General features: G+C 69.4%; 15 protein-coding genes and 1 pseudogene. 5 read left to right on the forward strand and 11 right to left on the reverse strand.

The genetic code is table 11. From position 1 onward, the window contains the following. Positions 1–169: 169 nt before the first annotated feature. On the reverse strand, positions 170–2,128 hold the full coding sequence (locus ACFVKT_RS34355) for an AMP-dependent synthetase/ligase (protein ID WP_385738891.1): 1,959 nt from the start codon (positions 2,126–2,128) through the stop codon (positions 170–172). Between the two features lie 417 nt (positions 2,129–2,545). Here ACFVKT_RS34355 and ACFVKT_RS34360 point away from each other — a divergent pair, with 417 nt between their 5' ends. Both ACFVKT_RS34360 and ACFVKT_RS34365 read left to right on the forward strand, forming a co-directional pair. Then, positions 2,546–3,838, forward strand: a complete 1,293-nt coding sequence (locus tag ACFVKT_RS34360) for a DUF6716 putative glycosyltransferase (protein WP_385738893.1) — start codon at positions 2,546–2,548, stop codon at positions 3,836–3,838. Positions 3,839–3,973: 135 nt separating this feature from the next. Further along, positions 3,974–4,981: a hypothetical protein gene (locus ACFVKT_RS34365; RefSeq protein ID WP_385738895.1), complete on the forward strand. Its 1,008-nt coding sequence runs from the start codon at positions 3,974–3,976 to the stop codon at positions 4,979–4,981. 268 nt (positions 4,982–5,249) lie between these two features. Here ACFVKT_RS34365 and ACFVKT_RS34370 read toward each other — a convergent pair whose 3' ends face one another. The 6 genes from ACFVKT_RS34370 to ACFVKT_RS34395 form a co-directional block, all read right to left on the reverse strand. Further along, the gene (locus ACFVKT_RS34370) at positions 5,250–5,954 is read right to left on the reverse strand and encodes a TetR/AcrR family transcriptional regulator (RefSeq protein ID WP_385739184.1); all 705 of its coding nucleotides are present in this window, start codon (positions 5,952–5,954) and stop codon (positions 5,250–5,252) included. 68 nt (positions 5,955–6,022) lie between these two features. Beyond that, a complete protein-coding gene (locus tag ACFVKT_RS34375; protein ID WP_385738897.1) occupies positions 6,023–6,328 on the reverse strand; it encodes a DUF4229 domain-containing protein in 306 nt (101 codons plus the stop codon). A 93-nt stretch (positions 6,329–6,421) separates the two neighbouring features. Beyond that, positions 6,422–6,979 carry a GNAT family N-acetyltransferase gene (locus ACFVKT_RS34380; protein WP_385738899.1) on the reverse strand — a complete coding sequence of 186 codons (558 nt, stop codon included), beginning with the start codon at positions 6,977–6,979 and terminating at the stop codon, positions 6,422–6,424. Between the two features lie 13 nt (positions 6,980–6,992). Continuing rightward, entirely contained in the window at positions 6,993–8,156 is a 1,164-nt protein-coding gene (gene mqnE / locus ACFVKT_RS34385) for an aminofutalosine synthase MqnE (protein WP_385738901.1), read from the reverse strand. Positions 8,157–8,227: 71 nt separating this feature from the next. After that, positions 8,228–8,683 carry an Lrp/AsnC family transcriptional regulator gene (locus ACFVKT_RS34390; protein ID WP_384374448.1) on the reverse strand — a complete coding sequence of 152 codons (456 nt, stop codon included), beginning with the start codon at positions 8,681–8,683 and terminating at the stop codon, positions 8,228–8,230. 83 nt (positions 8,684–8,766) lie between these two features. Then, positions 8,767–9,456: a UbiX family flavin prenyltransferase gene (locus ACFVKT_RS34395; RefSeq protein ID WP_385738904.1), complete on the reverse strand. Its 690-nt coding sequence runs from the start codon at positions 9,454–9,456 to the stop codon at positions 8,767–8,769. A gap of 91 nt (positions 9,457–9,547) precedes the next feature. On the opposite strand from ACFVKT_RS34395, the gene ACFVKT_RS34400 reads away from it, so the two are divergent. Beyond that, the gene (locus ACFVKT_RS34400) at positions 9,548–10,165 is read left to right on the forward strand and encodes a rhomboid family intramembrane serine protease (protein ID WP_385738906.1); all 618 of its coding nucleotides are present in this window, start codon (positions 9,548–9,550) and stop codon (positions 10,163–10,165) included. On the opposite strand, the gene mqnP is transcribed toward ACFVKT_RS34400, so the two are convergent. Further along, positions 10,155–11,057, reverse strand: coding sequence for a menaquinone biosynthesis prenyltransferase MqnP (gene mqnP, locus ACFVKT_RS34405; RefSeq protein ID WP_385738908.1), 903 nt, complete (start codon positions 11,055–11,057; stop codon positions 10,155–10,157). The genes ACFVKT_RS34400 and mqnP overlap by 11 nt on opposite strands. A gap of 31 nt (positions 11,058–11,088) precedes the next feature. After that, positions 11,089–12,540 carry a menaquinone biosynthesis decarboxylase gene (locus ACFVKT_RS34410; RefSeq protein WP_385738910.1) on the reverse strand — a complete coding sequence of 484 codons (1,452 nt, stop codon included), beginning with the start codon at positions 12,538–12,540 and terminating at the stop codon, positions 11,089–11,091. A gap of 88 nt (positions 12,541–12,628) precedes the next feature. Between ACFVKT_RS34410 and ACFVKT_RS34415 the strand changes: the two genes are divergently transcribed. Both ACFVKT_RS34415 and ACFVKT_RS34420 read left to right on the forward strand, forming a co-directional pair. Next, positions 12,629–13,027 (forward strand): PLD nuclease N-terminal domain-containing protein, encoded by a 399-nt coding sequence (locus tag ACFVKT_RS34415; protein WP_385738912.1) that lies wholly within the window; start codon positions 12,629–12,631, stop codon positions 13,025–13,027. A 47-nt stretch (positions 13,028–13,074) separates the two neighbouring features. Next, positions 13,075–13,962, forward strand: a pseudogene (locus tag ACFVKT_RS34420) (LysR family transcriptional regulator); the annotation flags it as partial. Here the strand turns inward: ACFVKT_RS34420 and ACFVKT_RS34425 are convergent. Both ACFVKT_RS34425 and ACFVKT_RS34430 read right to left on the reverse strand, forming a co-directional pair. Further along, on the reverse strand, positions 13,865–14,914 hold the full coding sequence (locus ACFVKT_RS34425) for a DMT family transporter (protein WP_385738914.1): 1,050 nt from the start codon (positions 14,912–14,914) through the stop codon (positions 13,865–13,867). The pseudogene ACFVKT_RS34420 and the gene ACFVKT_RS34425 sit on opposite strands and share 98 nt — an antisense overlap. Positions 14,915–15,115: 201 nt before the next feature. Beyond that, positions 15,116–15,535, reverse strand: coding sequence for a CoA-binding protein (locus ACFVKT_RS34430; protein WP_384374478.1), 420 nt, complete (start codon positions 15,533–15,535; stop codon positions 15,116–15,118). Between the last annotated feature and the right edge of the window lie 67 nt (positions 15,536–15,602).

Here is a 15,602-nt window from a genome sequence, read left to right on the forward strand (position 1 = left end):
GAAGACCGGGGAAAGTTGTACCTGATTCACTCCCGGGCCCCGAGCGTCCCCCCGTCCCGCGAAGCAGGCCGCCGCTCACTGACCGAGTGCCTCGGACCGCGCATCCCACACCCGACCAGGACGAGGACGGGACTCGCGGTGCCGGAGTTTCACCCGTTGCCGGTGCATCCTACTTCTCATAGTCCGCGTACAGGTCCTCGATCTCCCGGGCGAAGTCGTGGGCGATCGCGTCCCGCTTCAGCTTCATCGTGGGGGTCAGATGACCCGCTTCCTCCGTGAATGCGCCGGGGAGGACGGCGAAGCGGCGGATGGACTCGGGGCGGGAGACGAGTTTGTTGCCCTCGTCGACGGCTCGCTGCAGGACGGCAAGCAACTCCTCGTCGTCCATGAGGAGTTCGGCGGGAACCGGGTGTTTGTGGTTCATCTGACGCCAGTGGGTGAGGCCGTCGGGGTCGAGGGTGATGAGGGCCGTGACATAGGGGCGGCGGTCTCCCAGGACCATGCACTGGGCGATGAGGGGATGGGCGCGGAGCCAGTCCTGCATGGGGGCCGGGGCCACGTTCTTGCCGCCCGCCGTGATGAGGATCTCCTTCTTGCGGCCGGTGATGGTCAGGTAGCCGCCGTCGTCGAGCGCGCCGATGTCGCCGGTCGCGAACCAGCCGTCCGGGGCCGCGTCGACCACGCCGCCCGCGTGGATATCCCAGTAGCCGCGGAAGATCTGGAAGCCGCTCAGCAGGATCTCGCCGTCGGCGGCTATCCGCACCCGGGTGCCGGGAAGCGGCAGGCCCACCGTCCCCAGCCGGGGTTTGTTCGGCGGGGTGACCGTGGCGGCCGCGGTCGACTCCGTCAGGCCGTACCCCTCGTAGATCTCGATACCGGCGCCCGCGTAGAACGCGGCGAGCTTGCGGCCGAGCGGGGACCCGCCGCAGATCGCGTACCGGACTCTGCCGCCGAGGGCGTTGCGGATACGGCGGTAGACCAGCGGGTCGTAGAGGGCGCGGGCGGCGCGCAGGGCCCGGCCGGGGCCCGGGCCGGTGCCGTGCTGCTGGGCCTCCAGCGCCTCGCCGTACCGCTGGGCGATGCGCGCCGCCCGGTCGAAGGACGAGCCGCGGCCCATCCGTTCGGCCGTGGCCCGGCCCGTATTGAAGACCTTTTCCAGGACATAAGGGATGGCCAGCAGGAAGGTCGGCTGAAAGGAGGCAAGGTCCTCGAGGAGGTACTCGGTCTTGAGGCTCGGCGCGTGGCCGAGTTTCACGCGGGCGCGCAGGCAAGCCACCGAGACCATCCGGCCGAAGACATGCGCGAGGGGCAGGAAGAGAAGCGTGGAGGCGGGGTCCCGGGTGCCGGACCTGAAGATGGGGTAGAGCAGCTCGATCGCGTTGTCGATCTCGGTGAAGAAGTTGCCGTGGGTGACGGCGCAGCCCTTGGGGCGGCCTGTCGTGCCCGAGGTGTAGATCAGGGTGGCGAGCGTGTCGGGGCCCAGCACCCCCCGCCGTACGGCGACTTCCTGGTCCTGGATGTCGGCGCCCAGCTCTGCGAGCCGCTCCACGTGCCCCTTTTCGAATACCCACATATGTCGCAGATCGGGTATTCGGTCACGTTCCGGGCCCAGGGCGGCGGCCTGTGCGGTGGACTCGGTGGCGAGCGCGACGGCTCCCGAGTCCTGGAGGATCCAGCGGACTTGATAAGGGGATGAGGTGGGATATATGGGGACGGTAACGAGGCCCGCCGCCCAGGCGGCGAAGTCGAGGAGTGTCCACTCGTACGTCGTCCGCGCCATGATGGCGAGGCGGTCGCCGGGGACCAGACCCTCCGCGATCAGCCCTTTCGCCACCGCCTCCACCTGCGCCGCGAACTCGGCCGCGGTCACGTCCACCCATTGGCCGTCGGGGCCCTTGCGGCTGAGGACGGGCTCCTGCGGGGCCGCGTTCGCGTTGTCGAACGGGATGTCCGCGAGGGAGCCGTGCGTCATCGGGCCGGTCAGCGCAGGCACGGACACCTCGCGCACAACCCCGTCCAGCCGCTTGATCTCGGGCTCCAGGCGCGCAGGTTCAGAGGGGTACTGACTGGACACGGGGTGGCTCCTTGTCGGCCGAGGGCCGGGCGGGGCGAGGGGGCGAATCCTCATACGGCCCTGGAGGTCGAGGGGTTCAGGGGGACGGGGTGGCACGGCAGGCGGGACGAGGTGGGATCGTACGACTCCCGAGTGTGGGGTTTGTGCGGCCGACGGGCGGGCGACGTGCGGGTTTGCGGTGCGTTCGGGGGCGGGCGCGGTGTTCCGCGATGCCCTTCATCCACCGGAACACGCATGCCCTAAAATGAACAACGGGCAAATTTTTGTCCGACAATCGCACTCCGGCGATATGTCGGTTTTCTCCCAACTCTGCTGTGAACCAGCAGGTCAGCCAGTCGAGTTCGGCGCGTCTGACAGTAAACCCATGGCCATACCAAGGTTCTTGCAATGCTGTACTCATTCCACCCTCAGGCATCCTTTCTAGCCTCTGTCCACGTGCTGGAACCACGCCAGGAAGGCGCTCCTCAAGACATGTCCCACGCACCCAGACGTATCGCCGTTCTCGCCGATTCGGATACCCGCTGGAAGTGGGGCGCCTCCGTCGCACGGCAGATCGCACCGGACCACGCTCTCGACGCGTACTTCCTGCGCACACGGGCGACCCCGACGGAACGTCAGCTCGCCGAGGTCGGCATCGTGCCGGACACCCAGCGTGAGGTCACCGCGGCCGAGCTGGTCGACGACGAGGAGTTCGCGAGCGCCGACATCGTGGTCCTGTCGGTCATCGGCGGTACGGCGCTCGCGCTCGTACACAGCCTGGGTCTGGCGTGGCAGTCGCGCCCCGAGCGGCCCATCACCGTCACCGGCTACGTCGGAGTCGTCTACGAGAAGATGGTCGACGGCCTGCTCACCCGCGCCGGCGCCGATCTCGTCCTCGCCAACAGCGCCTACGACGCGGGACGGTTCCAGACCGTCTTCAGCAACGTGGGCGTAGACCCGGAAACCGTCGTCGAGTGCGCGCTGCCCTTCCTCGGCGGCGCCCAGTACGTGCCGTCCACCGACCGCCCCTTCACGCTGACCTTCGCCGTGCAGCCGTCGGTGCCCAGCAAGAAGGAGCGGCTCCTGCTCCTGGAGCGCGCGGCGGCCCACGCCCGCCGGTACCCCGAGCGCCGGGTCCTGATGAAGCTGCGCAGCCTGCCGGGCGAGCAGACGACCCACGTCGAGGCGAACCCGTACCAGGAACTCATCGAGAACCTGGCCGAGCCGGCCCCGTCCAACCTCGAGCTCGTGTACGGCAACATGGGTGAAGTCCTCGACACCACCGACCTGTTGGTGACGGTCAGCTCCACCGCCGCGCTGGAGTCGATGCACCGGAACATACCCACCGCGATACTCACCGACTTCGGTGTCCGCGAGGCGCACGGCAACCACTACTTCGTGGAATCGGGCTGCCTCGCCTCCTGGGACGAGCTCGACGGGGGCGCGTTGCCCCGCGTGGACCCGGAGTGGGCGGCCGCACAGGGCATCGGCAGGAGCGACCCGTACGCCGGCGCACGCGCACGTATCGCCGCGCTGCGCGCCGCGGGTCCGCTTCCGCAGCTGCGGCCGTACTACACACCCCAGCGGGCCGGCATCTACCTGGGCGGTCTGCTGACACGCAACGGCTTCGACGAGAAGGGCAGGCCGCTGCCCGTGCAGTCCGCGACGAGCGACGGTTCCCTGAAGGCGGTCGTCCGTGGCGTCACCCGCCGCGGCGCCAGGGGGCTCTACCGCATGGGCCACAAGCGGGTCGCACCGGCACTCCGCCGCTGGGCGCGGGCCTGACCCGCGCCGCGGTACGACACCGCGGAGTGCGCGTCGCGCAACAAGGCCACACGCACACGGCCACACGCACTCCGCGGAACTCCGTGATCCGCGCCACCGCCAGAACTTCGTGATCGGCGACACTGAGGGAAGACCATGACCCGCACTCTCGCGCTCGTCGAGAACTCCAGTCAGCTCCTCAGCCTGCTGGAGTGGGCCCTGGGCGAGCACGACAGTGCGCCGCATCCCGAGAGGTGCGAGGCGGCGGTCCTGCTGCCGCGCGACCCGGCCACACGCCACCAGCTGGGCGCGATGGCCCGGTTGGCCCGCGCGGAGGGCATCGGCGTCGGTCTGTACGACATCCGCAGGGTCCCGGTCGGCTTTCCGCGCGCCCCGGCGGCGCTCGTGGCAAAGCTGGCCGGGGCGGAGCGCCTGGTGATCGGCGACCCCTCCTCCAGGCTGATCCGGCGGCTGCTGCCCCTGGCCAGGACACGGGACTTCGTGCTCATCGACGACGGCACGGCGACCCTGGACCTCTCCCGCAGCCTGCTCGCCGGCAGACCTCCGGTCCGCTGGCACCGAAAGAGGCCCGGATCGGCGGCGGCCTCCCGCGTCGCACGCCGGATAGCCCCCGAAGGCGGAGGGCACCTCGAGGTCTTCTCCTGCCTGACGGCCGGTCTCGAACTGCCGCCCGGCTCGGTCACCTCGGCCAACACCTACGGCTGGGCGCGGCAGCGGTTCGGACCGCCGCAGGTCCACCCCGGCGTCGACCTGATCGGCAGTCCGCTCCCCGAGAACGGCCTGATCGACTTCGCGCGATACATACGGGGGGTCGTCTCCCTCGCCGACCGGGTGAACGCGGAACGCTACTTCGCGGACCTCCGCGAGGACCGGGACAAGCTGCGGCTCATCGCCGACTACGCCGAGCTGGAAGTCGTACAGCCCGAACTCCCCCTGGAACTGCAGCTGTTGAAGGGCCCGGTCGCCAGGACCCTGATCAGTCTGTCCCCCACCGTGCACACCCTGCCGCTCGTCCTGGCCGGTACCGGGGTGGAAGTCACCGTCCACCCTGAAGTCGCCGGCTGGCTCCACCCGGGCAGGTCCGAGCGCTCGGCAGCCTCCCTGGGAGCGGCAACGCACAAACGGCCTGGAACAAAGACCTGAAGCGGACGGCGAGGTCCGCGTTCGAGAGCTGTACCGGCCTGCGCGTCACCCGTGCGCGCAGGCCCCTCCCCCGCACCGAGGCCACGCCCACCGGGCCTCCAGGCTCCACCAGACCTCCGGCCGGACAGGTCACCGCGAGTACATGCGGACGCTGGAAGAGGCGAGACAGCATCTGCCCGGCCACACCGTGCGCTACGAGGACCTGACCGCCGGCTCCGAATCGTCCACCCGCGCGCTCTGCGCGTGGGGCTACCTGGACTGAGGTTCCTTAGCCTGAGGGTCCTTGGACGGAGGTTCCTTGGTGGACTGAGGGTCCTTGGACCGAGGGTTCCCTGGCGGGCGGTGACCAGGGGCGCCCCTCCATGAGGTCGCCGAGGCCCGCCCAGGCGAAGTTCATCAAGGTCGCCGCGGCCTGCTTCGCCGAGACGCCCGGCGTCGCGTTGGCCCAGGCCGCGAGCGACTCGGCCGCGCCGACCAGCGCCTCGGCGAGCCCGGCGACCTCGCCCGCCTCCAGGGACGGGTCACGGTGCGCCTCACGGGCCGCGACCAGGATCAACCGCGTGACGAACGCGACCAGCTCCTCGCGCATCACGCCGGCCTCGGCGGCGAACGGCTCGCCGTGCGTACGCGCCTGGAGGTGCAGCACGGACCAGCCGTCGGGGTTCTCCGCGGTGTGCGTGAAGAACGCCCGCAGTCCGTCCCAGAGTTGGCGGTCGGCGGGCAGCTCCGGCTGTACGCCGGCCATGACGGCGGCGGTGAGCGCCTCGGCCTCGCGCCGGATGCAGGCGGTGAAGAGGTCTTCCTTCGAGTTCAGGTACAGATACACCAACGGCTTGGAGACGCCCGCCAGTTCGGCGATCTCGTCCATCGACGCGGCCCGGTACCCCAACTGCCCGAAGGTCCGTACGGCCGCGTCCAGCATCTGCTGTTCGCGTACCGCCCGCGGCATCCGTCTGCTCTTCACAGCACCCATGTTGCTCTTCACAGCACCCATGCGGGCAAGCGTACGATCGGCCGCCGCCGACCGTGCACGGGGAGCTTTCAGGAAGGCTGGCCCTGCGCACCGCCGCGGGCCGCGTCGTCCACGCTGTCCTCCTGGCTGCGGTTCTGCTCCAGGTTGGCCTTGACGCGGTCGACGCGGGCGACGACCTGGGCGGAGGCGCGGTCACGCTCCTTGCGCAGCACGACGAAGCTGATCGGGGCGGAGATCAGCAGGGAGAGCAGGACGATCCACATGTAGTTGGAGTCACCGAATCCGCGCGGGGCGAGACCGAGGGAGACGAGGCCCCAGACGACCACGAGGCAGCCCGCGAAGACTCCAAGACGCATCAGCGTGTAGCGGCCCATGTCAATCCACTCTTCCGATCCGAATCCGTTTGGAACATCCCAAAGGGCACCGTCCAGTGAAGCACGGCGGGACAGGGATCTTGCAGGCGGGCCTCAGACGTCGGAGCCCAGGGACAACAGCCCGTCGGAACCGAGGGACAACAGCATCGTGATGTCGTCCCGGTCGTCACCGGGTCCGACCCGGATCGCACCGGGCACCCGGCCGACCTCCTTGTAGCCGCAGGAGCCGTAGAACCGCTCAAGGCCCTCTCCGCCCCGGCAGGTGAGCCGGATCGCGTCGATCCCCTCGAACCCGGCGGCGGCTTCCTCGGCGGCGGCCAGCAGCTCCCGCCCGTACCCCTTGCCCTGGTGCCCGGGGTGCACCATCACCGTGTACAGCCACACCCAGTGCCGCATCAGCCGGTGCGTGTTGAAGCCGAAGAACGCGGTGGCCGCGACGGCGCCGTGCTCGTCGTACCCCACGAGCAGCCGGGTGCGGCCGTCCGCCATCGCCGTGAGGTGCTTGCGCCACTCGGGCCGGATGTCCTCGACGTCCACCGGCGGTACGAAACCGACCGAGCCGCCCGCGTTCGAGACGTCCGTCCACAGGGCGATCACGCCGTCACGCAGCTCCGGACCGACGGAGGGGTCCAGTTGGAAGGTCAGTGCCACCGTGCGCGCCCTCTCAGACCCGCATCGGCTGGGGGGACTCACGGCGTGCCGGGTCCGGACCGTCGTACTCGCGGATGATCTCGTACCGCGTGTTCCGCTCGACCGGGCGGAAGCCGGCGTCGCGGATCAGGTCGAGGAGGTCCTCGCGGGTCAGCTTGTTCGGGGTGCCGTAGTTGTCGGCGTCGTGCGTGATCTTGTACTCGACGACCGAGCCGTCCATGTCGTCGGCGCCGTGCTGGAGGGCGAGCTGCGCGGTCTGGACGCCGTGCATGACCCAGAAGACCTTGACGTGCGGCACGTTGTCGAAGAGGAGGCGCGAGACCGCGAAGGTCTTGAGGGCCTCGGCGCCCGTCGCCATCTGCGTCCGCGCCTGGAGGCGGTTGCGGACCTTGCCGTCCTTCACGTCGACGAAGTCGTGCTGGTAGCGCAGCGGGATGAAGACCTGGAAACCGCCGGTCTCGTCCTGGAGTTCGCGCAGCCGCAGCACGTGGTCCACGCGGTGGCGGGGCTCCTCGATATGGCCGTAAAGCATCGTGCACGGGGTCTTGAGACCCTTCTCGTGCGCGAGCCGGTGGATCCGCGACCAGTCTTCCCAGTGGGTGCGGTGGTCGACGATGTGCTGCCGGACCTCCCAGTCGAAGATCTCGGCGCCGCCGCCGGTGAGGGACTCCAGACCGGCGTCGATGAGCTCGTCGAGGATCTCGGAGGCCGACAGCCCGGAGATCGTCTCGAAGTGATGGATCTCGGTGGCCGTGAAGGCCTTCAGCGAGACGTCCGGGAGGGCCTTCTTCAGCTCGCTGAGCGAGCGCGGGTAGTAGCGCCACGGCAGGTTCGGGTGCAGGCCGTTGACGATGTGCAGCTCGGTGAGGTTCTCGCCCTCCATCGCCTTGGCGAGGCGGACGGCCTCCTCGATGCGCATCGTGTAAGCGTCCTTCTCGCCCGGCTTGCGCTGGAACGAGCAGTACGCGCAGGACGCGGTGCACACGTTCGTCATGTTGAGGTGGCGGTTGACGTTGAAGTGGACGACGTCGCCGTTCTTCCGCATCCGCACCTCGTGGGCGAGACCGCCGAGCCAGGCCAGGTCGTCCGACTCGTACAGCGCGATGCCGTCCTCGCGGGTCAGCCGCTCACCGGCCCGGACCTTGTCCTCCAGCTCGCGCTTGAGCCCGACATCCATGCGTGTACCTCTCCTCTTGACGAACCCTGTCAACCGTACGCCTACCCGTGCGACCCTCCTGAAGCAGGCGGCTACTCCTCTTCGGGCAGCTCTCCCACCCGGTTCTCCCACTTCGTGGAGAGCACGATGGTCGTACGGGTCCTGGAGACGCCCTTCGTTCCCGACAGCCGCCGGATGGTCTTCTCCAGCCCGTCCACGTCACTGGCGCGCACCTTGAGCATGAAGGAGTCGTCGCCGGCGATGAACCAGCAGTCCTCGATCTCGCCCAGGTCCCGCATCCGGCGCGCCACGTCCTCGTGGTCGGCGGCGTCGGAGAGCGAGATGCCGATCAGGGCGATCACGCCCAGACCCAGCGAGGCCGAGTCGACGGTGGCGCGGTAGCCGGTGATGACACCGGCCGCCTCCAACCGGTTGATGCGGTCGGTGACACTGGGTCCCGACAGTCCGACGAGGCGCCCCAGTTCCGCGTAGGAAGCCCGGCCGTTCTCTCTCAGGGCCTGGATGAGCTGCCTGTCCACCGCGTCCATGCGATCGATTGCCTTCCGCTGAAAAGTTCCTGAAAGTGCTGAATGCCGGAAATTACGTACTTGTCAGTGCTGTTGGGCACCGCTCAGTGCTCAGGTGCGTGCGAACCCCCGCCGAGTTCGCCCTCCCACCGCCGGTACAGGCTGTGCTCGACACCCGCCGCGTCGAGGACCCGCCCGGCGACGAAGTCCACCAGGTCCTGGATGTGCGTGCCCCCCGCGTAGAACCCCGGCGAGGCCGGCAGCACCGTCGCGCCCGCGTCGTCCAGGGCCACCAGCTGCCGCAGCGTCTGCCCGCTCAACGGCGTCTCACGGACCGCGACGACCAGCTTGCGGCCCTCCTTGAGGGTGACGCTCGCGGCGCGCTGGAGCAGGTCCTTCGAGAGGCCGAGGGCGACTCCGGCCACGCAGGCCGTGGAGGCGGGCACGATGAGCATGCCCTTCGTGGGGTACGAGCCGGAGGACGGCCCGGCCGCCAGGTCACGCGCGCTCCAGTGCCGTACGGCGCCGATACGTCCTTTGAAGGCGCTGAAGGTGTCCGGCTTGCCGTCGGCGCCCCTGGCCAGCCACTCGCACAGGTCCTGCTGCCAGTGGGCGTCCCGGAAGGCGAGCCCCGTCTCGTCGAGCAGAGTGAGCCGGGAGGCGCGGGAGACCACCAGGTCCACGCTCTCCCCCGCATCCAGAAGCGCGCGCAGCACGGCGGCGGCGTACGGGGTACCGGACGCCCCCGACACCCCCACGATCCAAGGCCGGCGCTGCGTCTGTCCTGGGTTCATGGTGCTGAGCCTATCCGGCGTCGCGGGGTGGGAACCGGCCAAGGGGGCCGGAGCGTTCCCTGGAAGGGACGAGTTGACCGTGGGGGTTGCCATGTCTGGTACGAGGTCGGGTACGGCACTTGAGTGGACGCGCGGCGACCGGGCGCGGACCGCGGCCAAGGTGATGGTGGGCTGGGTGGCCCTGCTGTGGCTGCTCGAAGTGGTCGACGCGGTCAGCGGGCACGCGCTCGACGGCCTCGGGATCGTCCCGCGCAGGGCCTCCGAGCTGGTCGACATCGTGCCCGCGGCCTTCATCCACTTCGGCTTCGGCCATGTCGCCGCCAACAGCGTGCCGCTGCTGGTCCTGGGCTTTCTCGCGGCCCTCGGCGGGCTGCGCCGGTTCGCCGCGGTCTGCGCGACGATCATCGTCGCAGACGGTCTGGGGGTCTGGCTGATATCCCCGGCGAACACCAACACCGCGGGCGCCTCCGGGCTGATCTTCGGCCTGTTCGGCTTCCTGCTGGTGAGCGGCTTCATCGAGCGCCGCCCGCTGGGTGTCCTCGTCGGCCTGCTGGTCGGCGCGGTCTGGGGCAGTTCGATCCTGATGGGCCTGGCTCCGACGCAGACGGGCGTCAGCTGGGAGGGCCACCTGGTCGGACTGGTGTCGGGGGTGGCGGCGGCGTTCGTGTTCCGGCGCCGGGCCGCCGCCGCACCCGCGCTTATACGCTGAGCCCGCGTACCAGCAGGTCGAGCAGCGCACACACGAACAGCGCGATGCCGATGAACCCGTTGACGCTGAAGAAGGCGCGGTTCAGGCGGGACAGGTCGTGCGGCTTGACGATGGAGTGCTCGTAGAGGAAGGCACCCGCGACGATCACCAGGCCGGCCCAGAAGAACGTTCCGGCGTCGGTGGCGAGGGCGTACCACACCAGGAGGGCCGTGGTGAGGGCGTGGCAGACGCGCGCGCCCTGGATCGCGGCGGGGATGCCGAAGCGGGCCGGCACCGACATCACACCGACCTCGCGGTCCGTCTCGACGTCCTGGCAGGCGTAGATCAGGTCGAAGCCGCCGATCCAGATGCCGACGGCGAGCCCGAGGATCACCGCGTCCCAGGACCACTCGCCGCTGATCGCCAGCCAGCCGCCGATCGGGCCCATCGCCTGGGCGAGACCCAGGATGGCCTGCGGGAAGTTCGTGAACCGCTTGCCGTACGGATACACGACCATCGGGATGACCGCGATCGGCGCAAGGGCCAGGCACAGCGGGTTGAGCAGGGCCGCGGCGCCGAGGAAGAAGACGAGGGCGACCAGCGCGCCGGTCCAGGCGTGCTTCACGCTCATCGCGCCGGTGACCAGTTCGCGGTGGGCCGTACGGGGATTGCGGGCGTCGATCTCGCGGTCGATGATCCGGTTCGCGGCCATGGCGAAGGTGCGCAGCCCGACCATCGCGACGGTGACGAGCAGCAGCCGTCCCCAGTGGATGTTGCCGTCCCACTGGAACATCGCTGTCAGCGCGGCGATGTAGGCGAAGGGCAGCGCGAACACCGAGTGCTCGATCATGACTAGGCGCAGGAACGCCTTGGTGCGGCCGGGTTGCGGGAGTGCCGCGGAAGCGCTGCTCACCGGCCTCCCGCCTTTCCGTTGTTGAGCGACTTCACAAGCCGTACTCCTTCCAGCGGCGGTCGACCTTCGACGCCGTCTCCGGGTCGGGCAGCACCATCTCGGGCCAGCCGCCGTCCCGGGTGTAGCCCTCCTCGGGCCACTTCCTCGTCGCGTCGATGCCCGCCTTGCCGCCCCAGAACTGCTGGTACGAGGCGTGGTCGAGGTGGTCGACCGGGCCCTCCACGACGGTGAGGTCGCGGGCGTAGTCCGTGTTGCCCAGGGCCCGCCACGCGACCTCGTGCAGATCGTGGACGTCGCAGTCGGAGTCGACGACCACGATCAGCTTGGTGAGGGACATCATGTGGGCCCCCCACACAGCGTGCATCACCTTCTGGGCGTGCTTGGGGTATTTCTTGTCGATCGCGACGATCGCGCAGTTGTGGAAACCCCCCGCTTCGGGCAGGTGGTAGTCCACGATGTCCGGCACGACGATCTTGAGGAGGGGGAGGAAGAACCGCTCCGTCGCCCGGCCGAGGGGTCCGTCCTCCGTCGGAGGGCGGCCTACGACGATCGACTGGATCAGCGGCCGCTTCCGCATCGTCACGCAGTCGATGGTCAGCGCCGGGAACGGCTCCTGCGGCGTGTAGAACCCGGTGTGGTCGCCGAACGGCCCCTCCGGGAGCATCTCGCCCGGCTCCAGCCACCCTTCGATGACGACCTCGGCGTTCGCCGGCACCTGCAACGGCACCGTCTTGCAGTCGACCAACTCGATCCGCTTGCCCTGGATGAACCCGGCGAGGAGGTACTCGTCCATGTCACCGGGCAGCGGGGCGGTCGCGGCGTACGTCACGGCCGGCGGACACCCGAAGGCGATGGCGACCGGCAGCCGCTCGCCGCGCCGCGCCGCCACCTGGTAGTGGTTGCGGCTGTCCTTGTGGATCTGCCAGTGCATGCCGATGGTGCGCTTGTCGTGGCGCTGGAGGCGGTAGAGCCCGAGGTTGCGGATGCCGGAGTCGGGGTCCTTGGTGTGGGTCAGACCCAGGTTGAAGAAGGACCCGCCGTCCTGCGGCCAGGTGAACAGCGCAGGAAGCTGGTCGAGGTCCACGTCCTCGCCCCGGAGCACGATCTCCTGGACCGGCCCGTCCTTGACCTTCTTCGGCGGTACGTGCGCCATCGCGCCGAGCTTCCCGAAGGCCTCGCGCACCCCGACGAACCCGTGCGGCAGCTCGGGCTTCAGCAGCCCGCCGATCTTCTCGGAGATCTCGCCGTACGACTTGAGGCCGAGGGCCTTGAGCAGTCTCCGGTCGGTTCCGAAGACGTTCATCGCGAGCGGCATCGCCGACCCGCGGACGTTCTCGAAGAGCAGCGCCGGGCCCTGCGCCTTCTGCACCCGGTCGACGATCTCCCCGACTTCCAGATACGGGTCCACCTCGGCCTTGATGCGCTTGAGGTCGCCCTCGCGCTCAAGGGCCCGCAACAGGGAGCGAAGATCGTCGTAAGCCATGCGTCCCAGTATCGGCCACCCGATAACCTGTGCCCGTCACCGGGGCCCTTCGCCGCCCCGCCGCCGCTCTCTGGGGGAACGTCCGCCCATGCTCAGGTATCTGCCCTTCCTGCTGGTCCTGGCGCTGTGGATCTACGCCTTCATCGACTGCCTGAACACGCCGGAGAAGGAAGTACGGGGCCTGCCGAAGGTGGTGTGGGTGATCATCATCCTGCTCTTCGGCGAGGTGCTGGTCGGCCCGGTCGCCTGGCTGGTGGCGGGCAGGCCGCGAACGACACCCGGGAACGGCGCCGCGCCCTCCGCGTGGCGCCGCGACCAGCGCACGGGGTTCGTCGCGCCGGACGACAACCCCGAGTTCCTCAAGTCTCTGAAGAAGGATGACAAGGGCGGCGGCAAGGACGACGAAGCGCTTCTCAAGAAGTGGGAGGCGGACCTCCAGCGCCGCGAGGACGAACTGAAGCGGCGCGAGCGCGATGACGAGGCCTGAGCCCGGCGCGCCCTACACACCCCTACACGAAGAGATCTGAGCCCGACATGGAACTGCGGCTGCTCGTCACCTTCGAGAAGGTCGCGACCGTGCTGAGCTTCACGCAGGCCGCCGCCGAGCTGAAGTACGCGCAGTCCAGCGTGACCGGTCAGATCCGCGCCCTGGAGTCCTCGCTGGGGACCGAGCTCTTCGACCGGCTGGGGAGCAGGATCCGGCTGACCGAAGCGGGCGAGCGGCTCCTCCCGTACGCCCGGCAGATCATCGAGCTGAGCGAGGAGGCGCGGGCGGCGGTCGTCGGCGCCGCCGAGCCGGCCGGCGCGCTGACCGTCGGCACGATGGAGTCGCTGACCGCGTACCGCCTGCTGCCCTTGCTGGAGTTGTTCCACCACCGCTACCCGGGCGTCCGGCTCTCCCTGCGGACGACCGTCGGTGACGAGACCCGGCAGGCGCTGCGGCAGGGCACGTACGACGTGGGCTTCCTGATGGAGCGGGAGACCGAGCACGCGGGTCTTGAGACCGTGGTGCTCGCGGTCGAGCCGCTGGCGCTCGTCACGGCGCCGGGCCATCGGCTGGCGTCGGCCCCGGTGTTCACGACCGATCTCGTACGGGAGTCCCTGCTCGGCACCGAACCGGGCTGCGCCTACCGGGACTTGTTCGAGCGGGAGCTCAACTCCCTTGTCCAGGAAGGCTCCCCCGTGGCCTTCCTGGAGTTCGGGACGATCGAGGCGACCAAGCGGGCCGCGGCGGCCGGCCTCGGGATCGCGTTGCTGCCCGAGGTGACGGTCGCCGCGGAACTGGCGGACGGCAGTCTCCTGCGGCTGCCGTGGGAGGCGCCGTTCACGCTTCGGACTCAGCTCGCGTGGCGGGCCGGGAAGCGGCTTCCGGCACATGTGCGGCTGTTTGTGGAGCAGGCGAGGCGGCTGGTGCGGGAGCAGTCTTCGGAGGCGTCGGAGTCGTCGGAGTCGTGACCTCCACGGGCGCGGGGGCGGGCGTCGGGGGCGTGACCTGTACCGGCTTCGCCAGAGTGACGCGCAGGCTCGCCAGGACGATCAGCGGGACGCCGAGCGCCTGGACGAGGCCGATGTGGTGGCCGTACACCGCCCAGTCGGCGACCATCGCCACCGCCGGGTAGGTGAAGGCCAGTACGGCGATCTTCGCGGTCGGGAGTTTGGCGTACGCGGAGTACAGCAGGACGTACATCAGGCCCGTGTGGATGAGCCCGAGTCCGACCAGCCAGCCCCAGCCCGCTCCCGTGCCGCGCATCGCGCCGAAGTCGGCGAGCGGGAGCAACAGCGGTATGCCGATGAGGACTTGGACGAGGGCGATGAGGTGGGGGCGCACTCCGGTGATGCGCTTGGTCACGAGGGTGGAGAGGCCGTAGAGGACGGCCGCCAGGAGGGCTTGTCCGATACCGAGGACGTACGTGGTGTCCGAGCCGGTGAAGTCACCGGGGCCGATCCCGGAGACCAGGATCAGGCCGACGAAGGCGACGAGGACCCAGCCGACCTTCGCCGCGGTGAGGCGCTCGCGGAAGAGCAGGGCGCCCAGCAGGACCACGTAGAACGGCTGTGTGTGGTAGACGACCGTCGCGACCGAGATCGACGTGTTCTCGTACGACTGGAAGAGCAGGACCCAGTTGAAGACGATGAACACCCCGCCCAGCGCGGCCAGTCCGAGCTTGCGCGGCGTCAGGCCGTGGTCGCGGAAGTAGCCGCGGGCGAGGGCGTAGCCGCCGAGGGCGACGGCGCCGAAGAGGACGCGGAAGAAGACGACGTTGAACGGCGAGGCGCCGGACTCGACGACGAAGATGCCCAGCGTTCCGGAGAGCACCATCGCGGCGGTGAGCTGAACGGTGCCCTTGTGCTCGGGGCTGCTTTCGTAGGCCATGGCCCCGAAGCTACGAGCGGGGGCCATGGCCGGTCCACGAGCCAGTGGGGGGTCCTGCCGATGGGGGGATCGGCGGGGGCGATGGCGCGGGTCGATGCGCGATGCCGTGAATCGATCAGCCGATCGCGCGCGGATCGATCAGCCGATGGCACGGATCGATCGGCCGACGGCGCCGATCGCTCAGCCGACGGCGCCGATCGCTCAGGCCAGTAGCCCCAGCCGGGTGATCTCCCGTCCCGCGGAGCGGTCCATCACCATCCGCAGGCCGGCCTCGCGGGTCCGGTCGTAGGCGGCCACGTCTATGACATCGATCTGGAACCAGACCGCCTTCGCACCGAGCGCCACGGCCTGGTCCGCGATGTCGCCGGCCAGGGCGGAGTTGACGAAGACGTTCACCACGTCCACCGGGAAGGGGATCTCCGCGAGCGAGGCGTACCCCTGCTCGCCGTGCACCGTCTCGGCCTTGGGGTGCACGGGCACCACTTTCTTGCCGATGCGCTGCAGCTTCTCGGCCACCCGGTAGGCGGCCCGTTCAGGGTTGCTGGACAGCCCGACCACGGCCCAGATGTCTCCGGCGCCGGTGAGGATGTCGTCGATTGTCGCGTCGTCGCCATAGGTCATCGCCACAGAATGGCATACAGGATCCAATATGGCGACGGCCTGTCGGAACTTCGATGGTGCTGCCAGA

Source organism: Streptomyces sp. NPDC127595, assembly GCF_042671685.1.
Classification (GTDB): Bacteria; Actinomycetota; Actinomycetes; order Streptomycetales; family Streptomycetaceae; genus Streptomyces.

What these genes read in the sequence shown, in the direction of transcription:
- ACFVKT_RS34355 (WP_385738891.1), bottom strand. Translation starts at nt 2,128, where the DNA reads ATGAGGATTCGCCCCCTCGCCCCGCCCGGCCCTCGGCCGACAAGGAGC.
- ACFVKT_RS34360 (WP_385738893.1), top strand. Translation starts at nt 2,546, where the DNA reads ATGTCCCACGCACCCAGACGTATCGCCGTTCTCGCCGATTCGGATACC.
- ACFVKT_RS34365 (WP_385738895.1), top strand. Translation starts at nt 3,974, where the DNA reads ATGACCCGCACTCTCGCGCTCGTCGAGAACTCCAGTCAGCTCCTCAGC.
- ACFVKT_RS34370 (WP_385739184.1), bottom strand. Translation starts at nt 5,954, where the DNA reads ATGGGTGCTGTGAAGAGCAGACGGATGCCGCGGGCGGTACGCGAACAG.
- ACFVKT_RS34375 (WP_385738897.1), bottom strand. Translation starts at nt 6,328, where the DNA reads ATGGGCCGCTACACGCTGATGCGTCTTGGAGTCTTCGCGGGCTGCCTC.
- mqnE (WP_385738901.1), bottom strand. Translation starts at nt 8,156, where the DNA reads ATGGATGTCGGGCTCAAGCGCGAGCTGGAGGACAAGGTCCGGGCCGGT.
- ACFVKT_RS34390 (WP_384374448.1), bottom strand. Translation starts at nt 8,683, where the DNA reads ATGGACGCGGTGGACAGGCAGCTCATCCAGGCCCTGAGAGAGAACGGC.
- ACFVKT_RS34395 (WP_385738904.1), bottom strand. Translation starts at nt 9,456, where the DNA reads ATGAACCCAGGACAGACGCAGCGCCGGCCTTGGATCGTGGGGGTGTCG.
- ACFVKT_RS34400 (WP_385738906.1), top strand. Translation starts at nt 9,548, where the DNA reads ATGTCTGGTACGAGGTCGGGTACGGCACTTGAGTGGACGCGCGGCGAC.
- ACFVKT_RS34410 (WP_385738910.1), bottom strand. Translation starts at nt 12,540, where the DNA reads ATGGCTTACGACGATCTTCGCTCCCTGTTGCGGGCCCTTGAGCGCGAG.
- ACFVKT_RS34415 (WP_385738912.1), top strand. Translation starts at nt 12,629, where the DNA reads ATGCTCAGGTATCTGCCCTTCCTGCTGGTCCTGGCGCTGTGGATCTAC.
- ACFVKT_RS34425 (WP_385738914.1), bottom strand. Translation starts at nt 14,914, where the DNA reads ATGGCCTACGAAAGCAGCCCCGAGCACAAGGGCACCGTTCAGCTCACC.
- ACFVKT_RS34430 (WP_384374478.1), bottom strand. Translation starts at nt 15,535, where the DNA reads ATGACCTATGGCGACGACGCGACAATCGACGACATCCTCACCGGCGCC.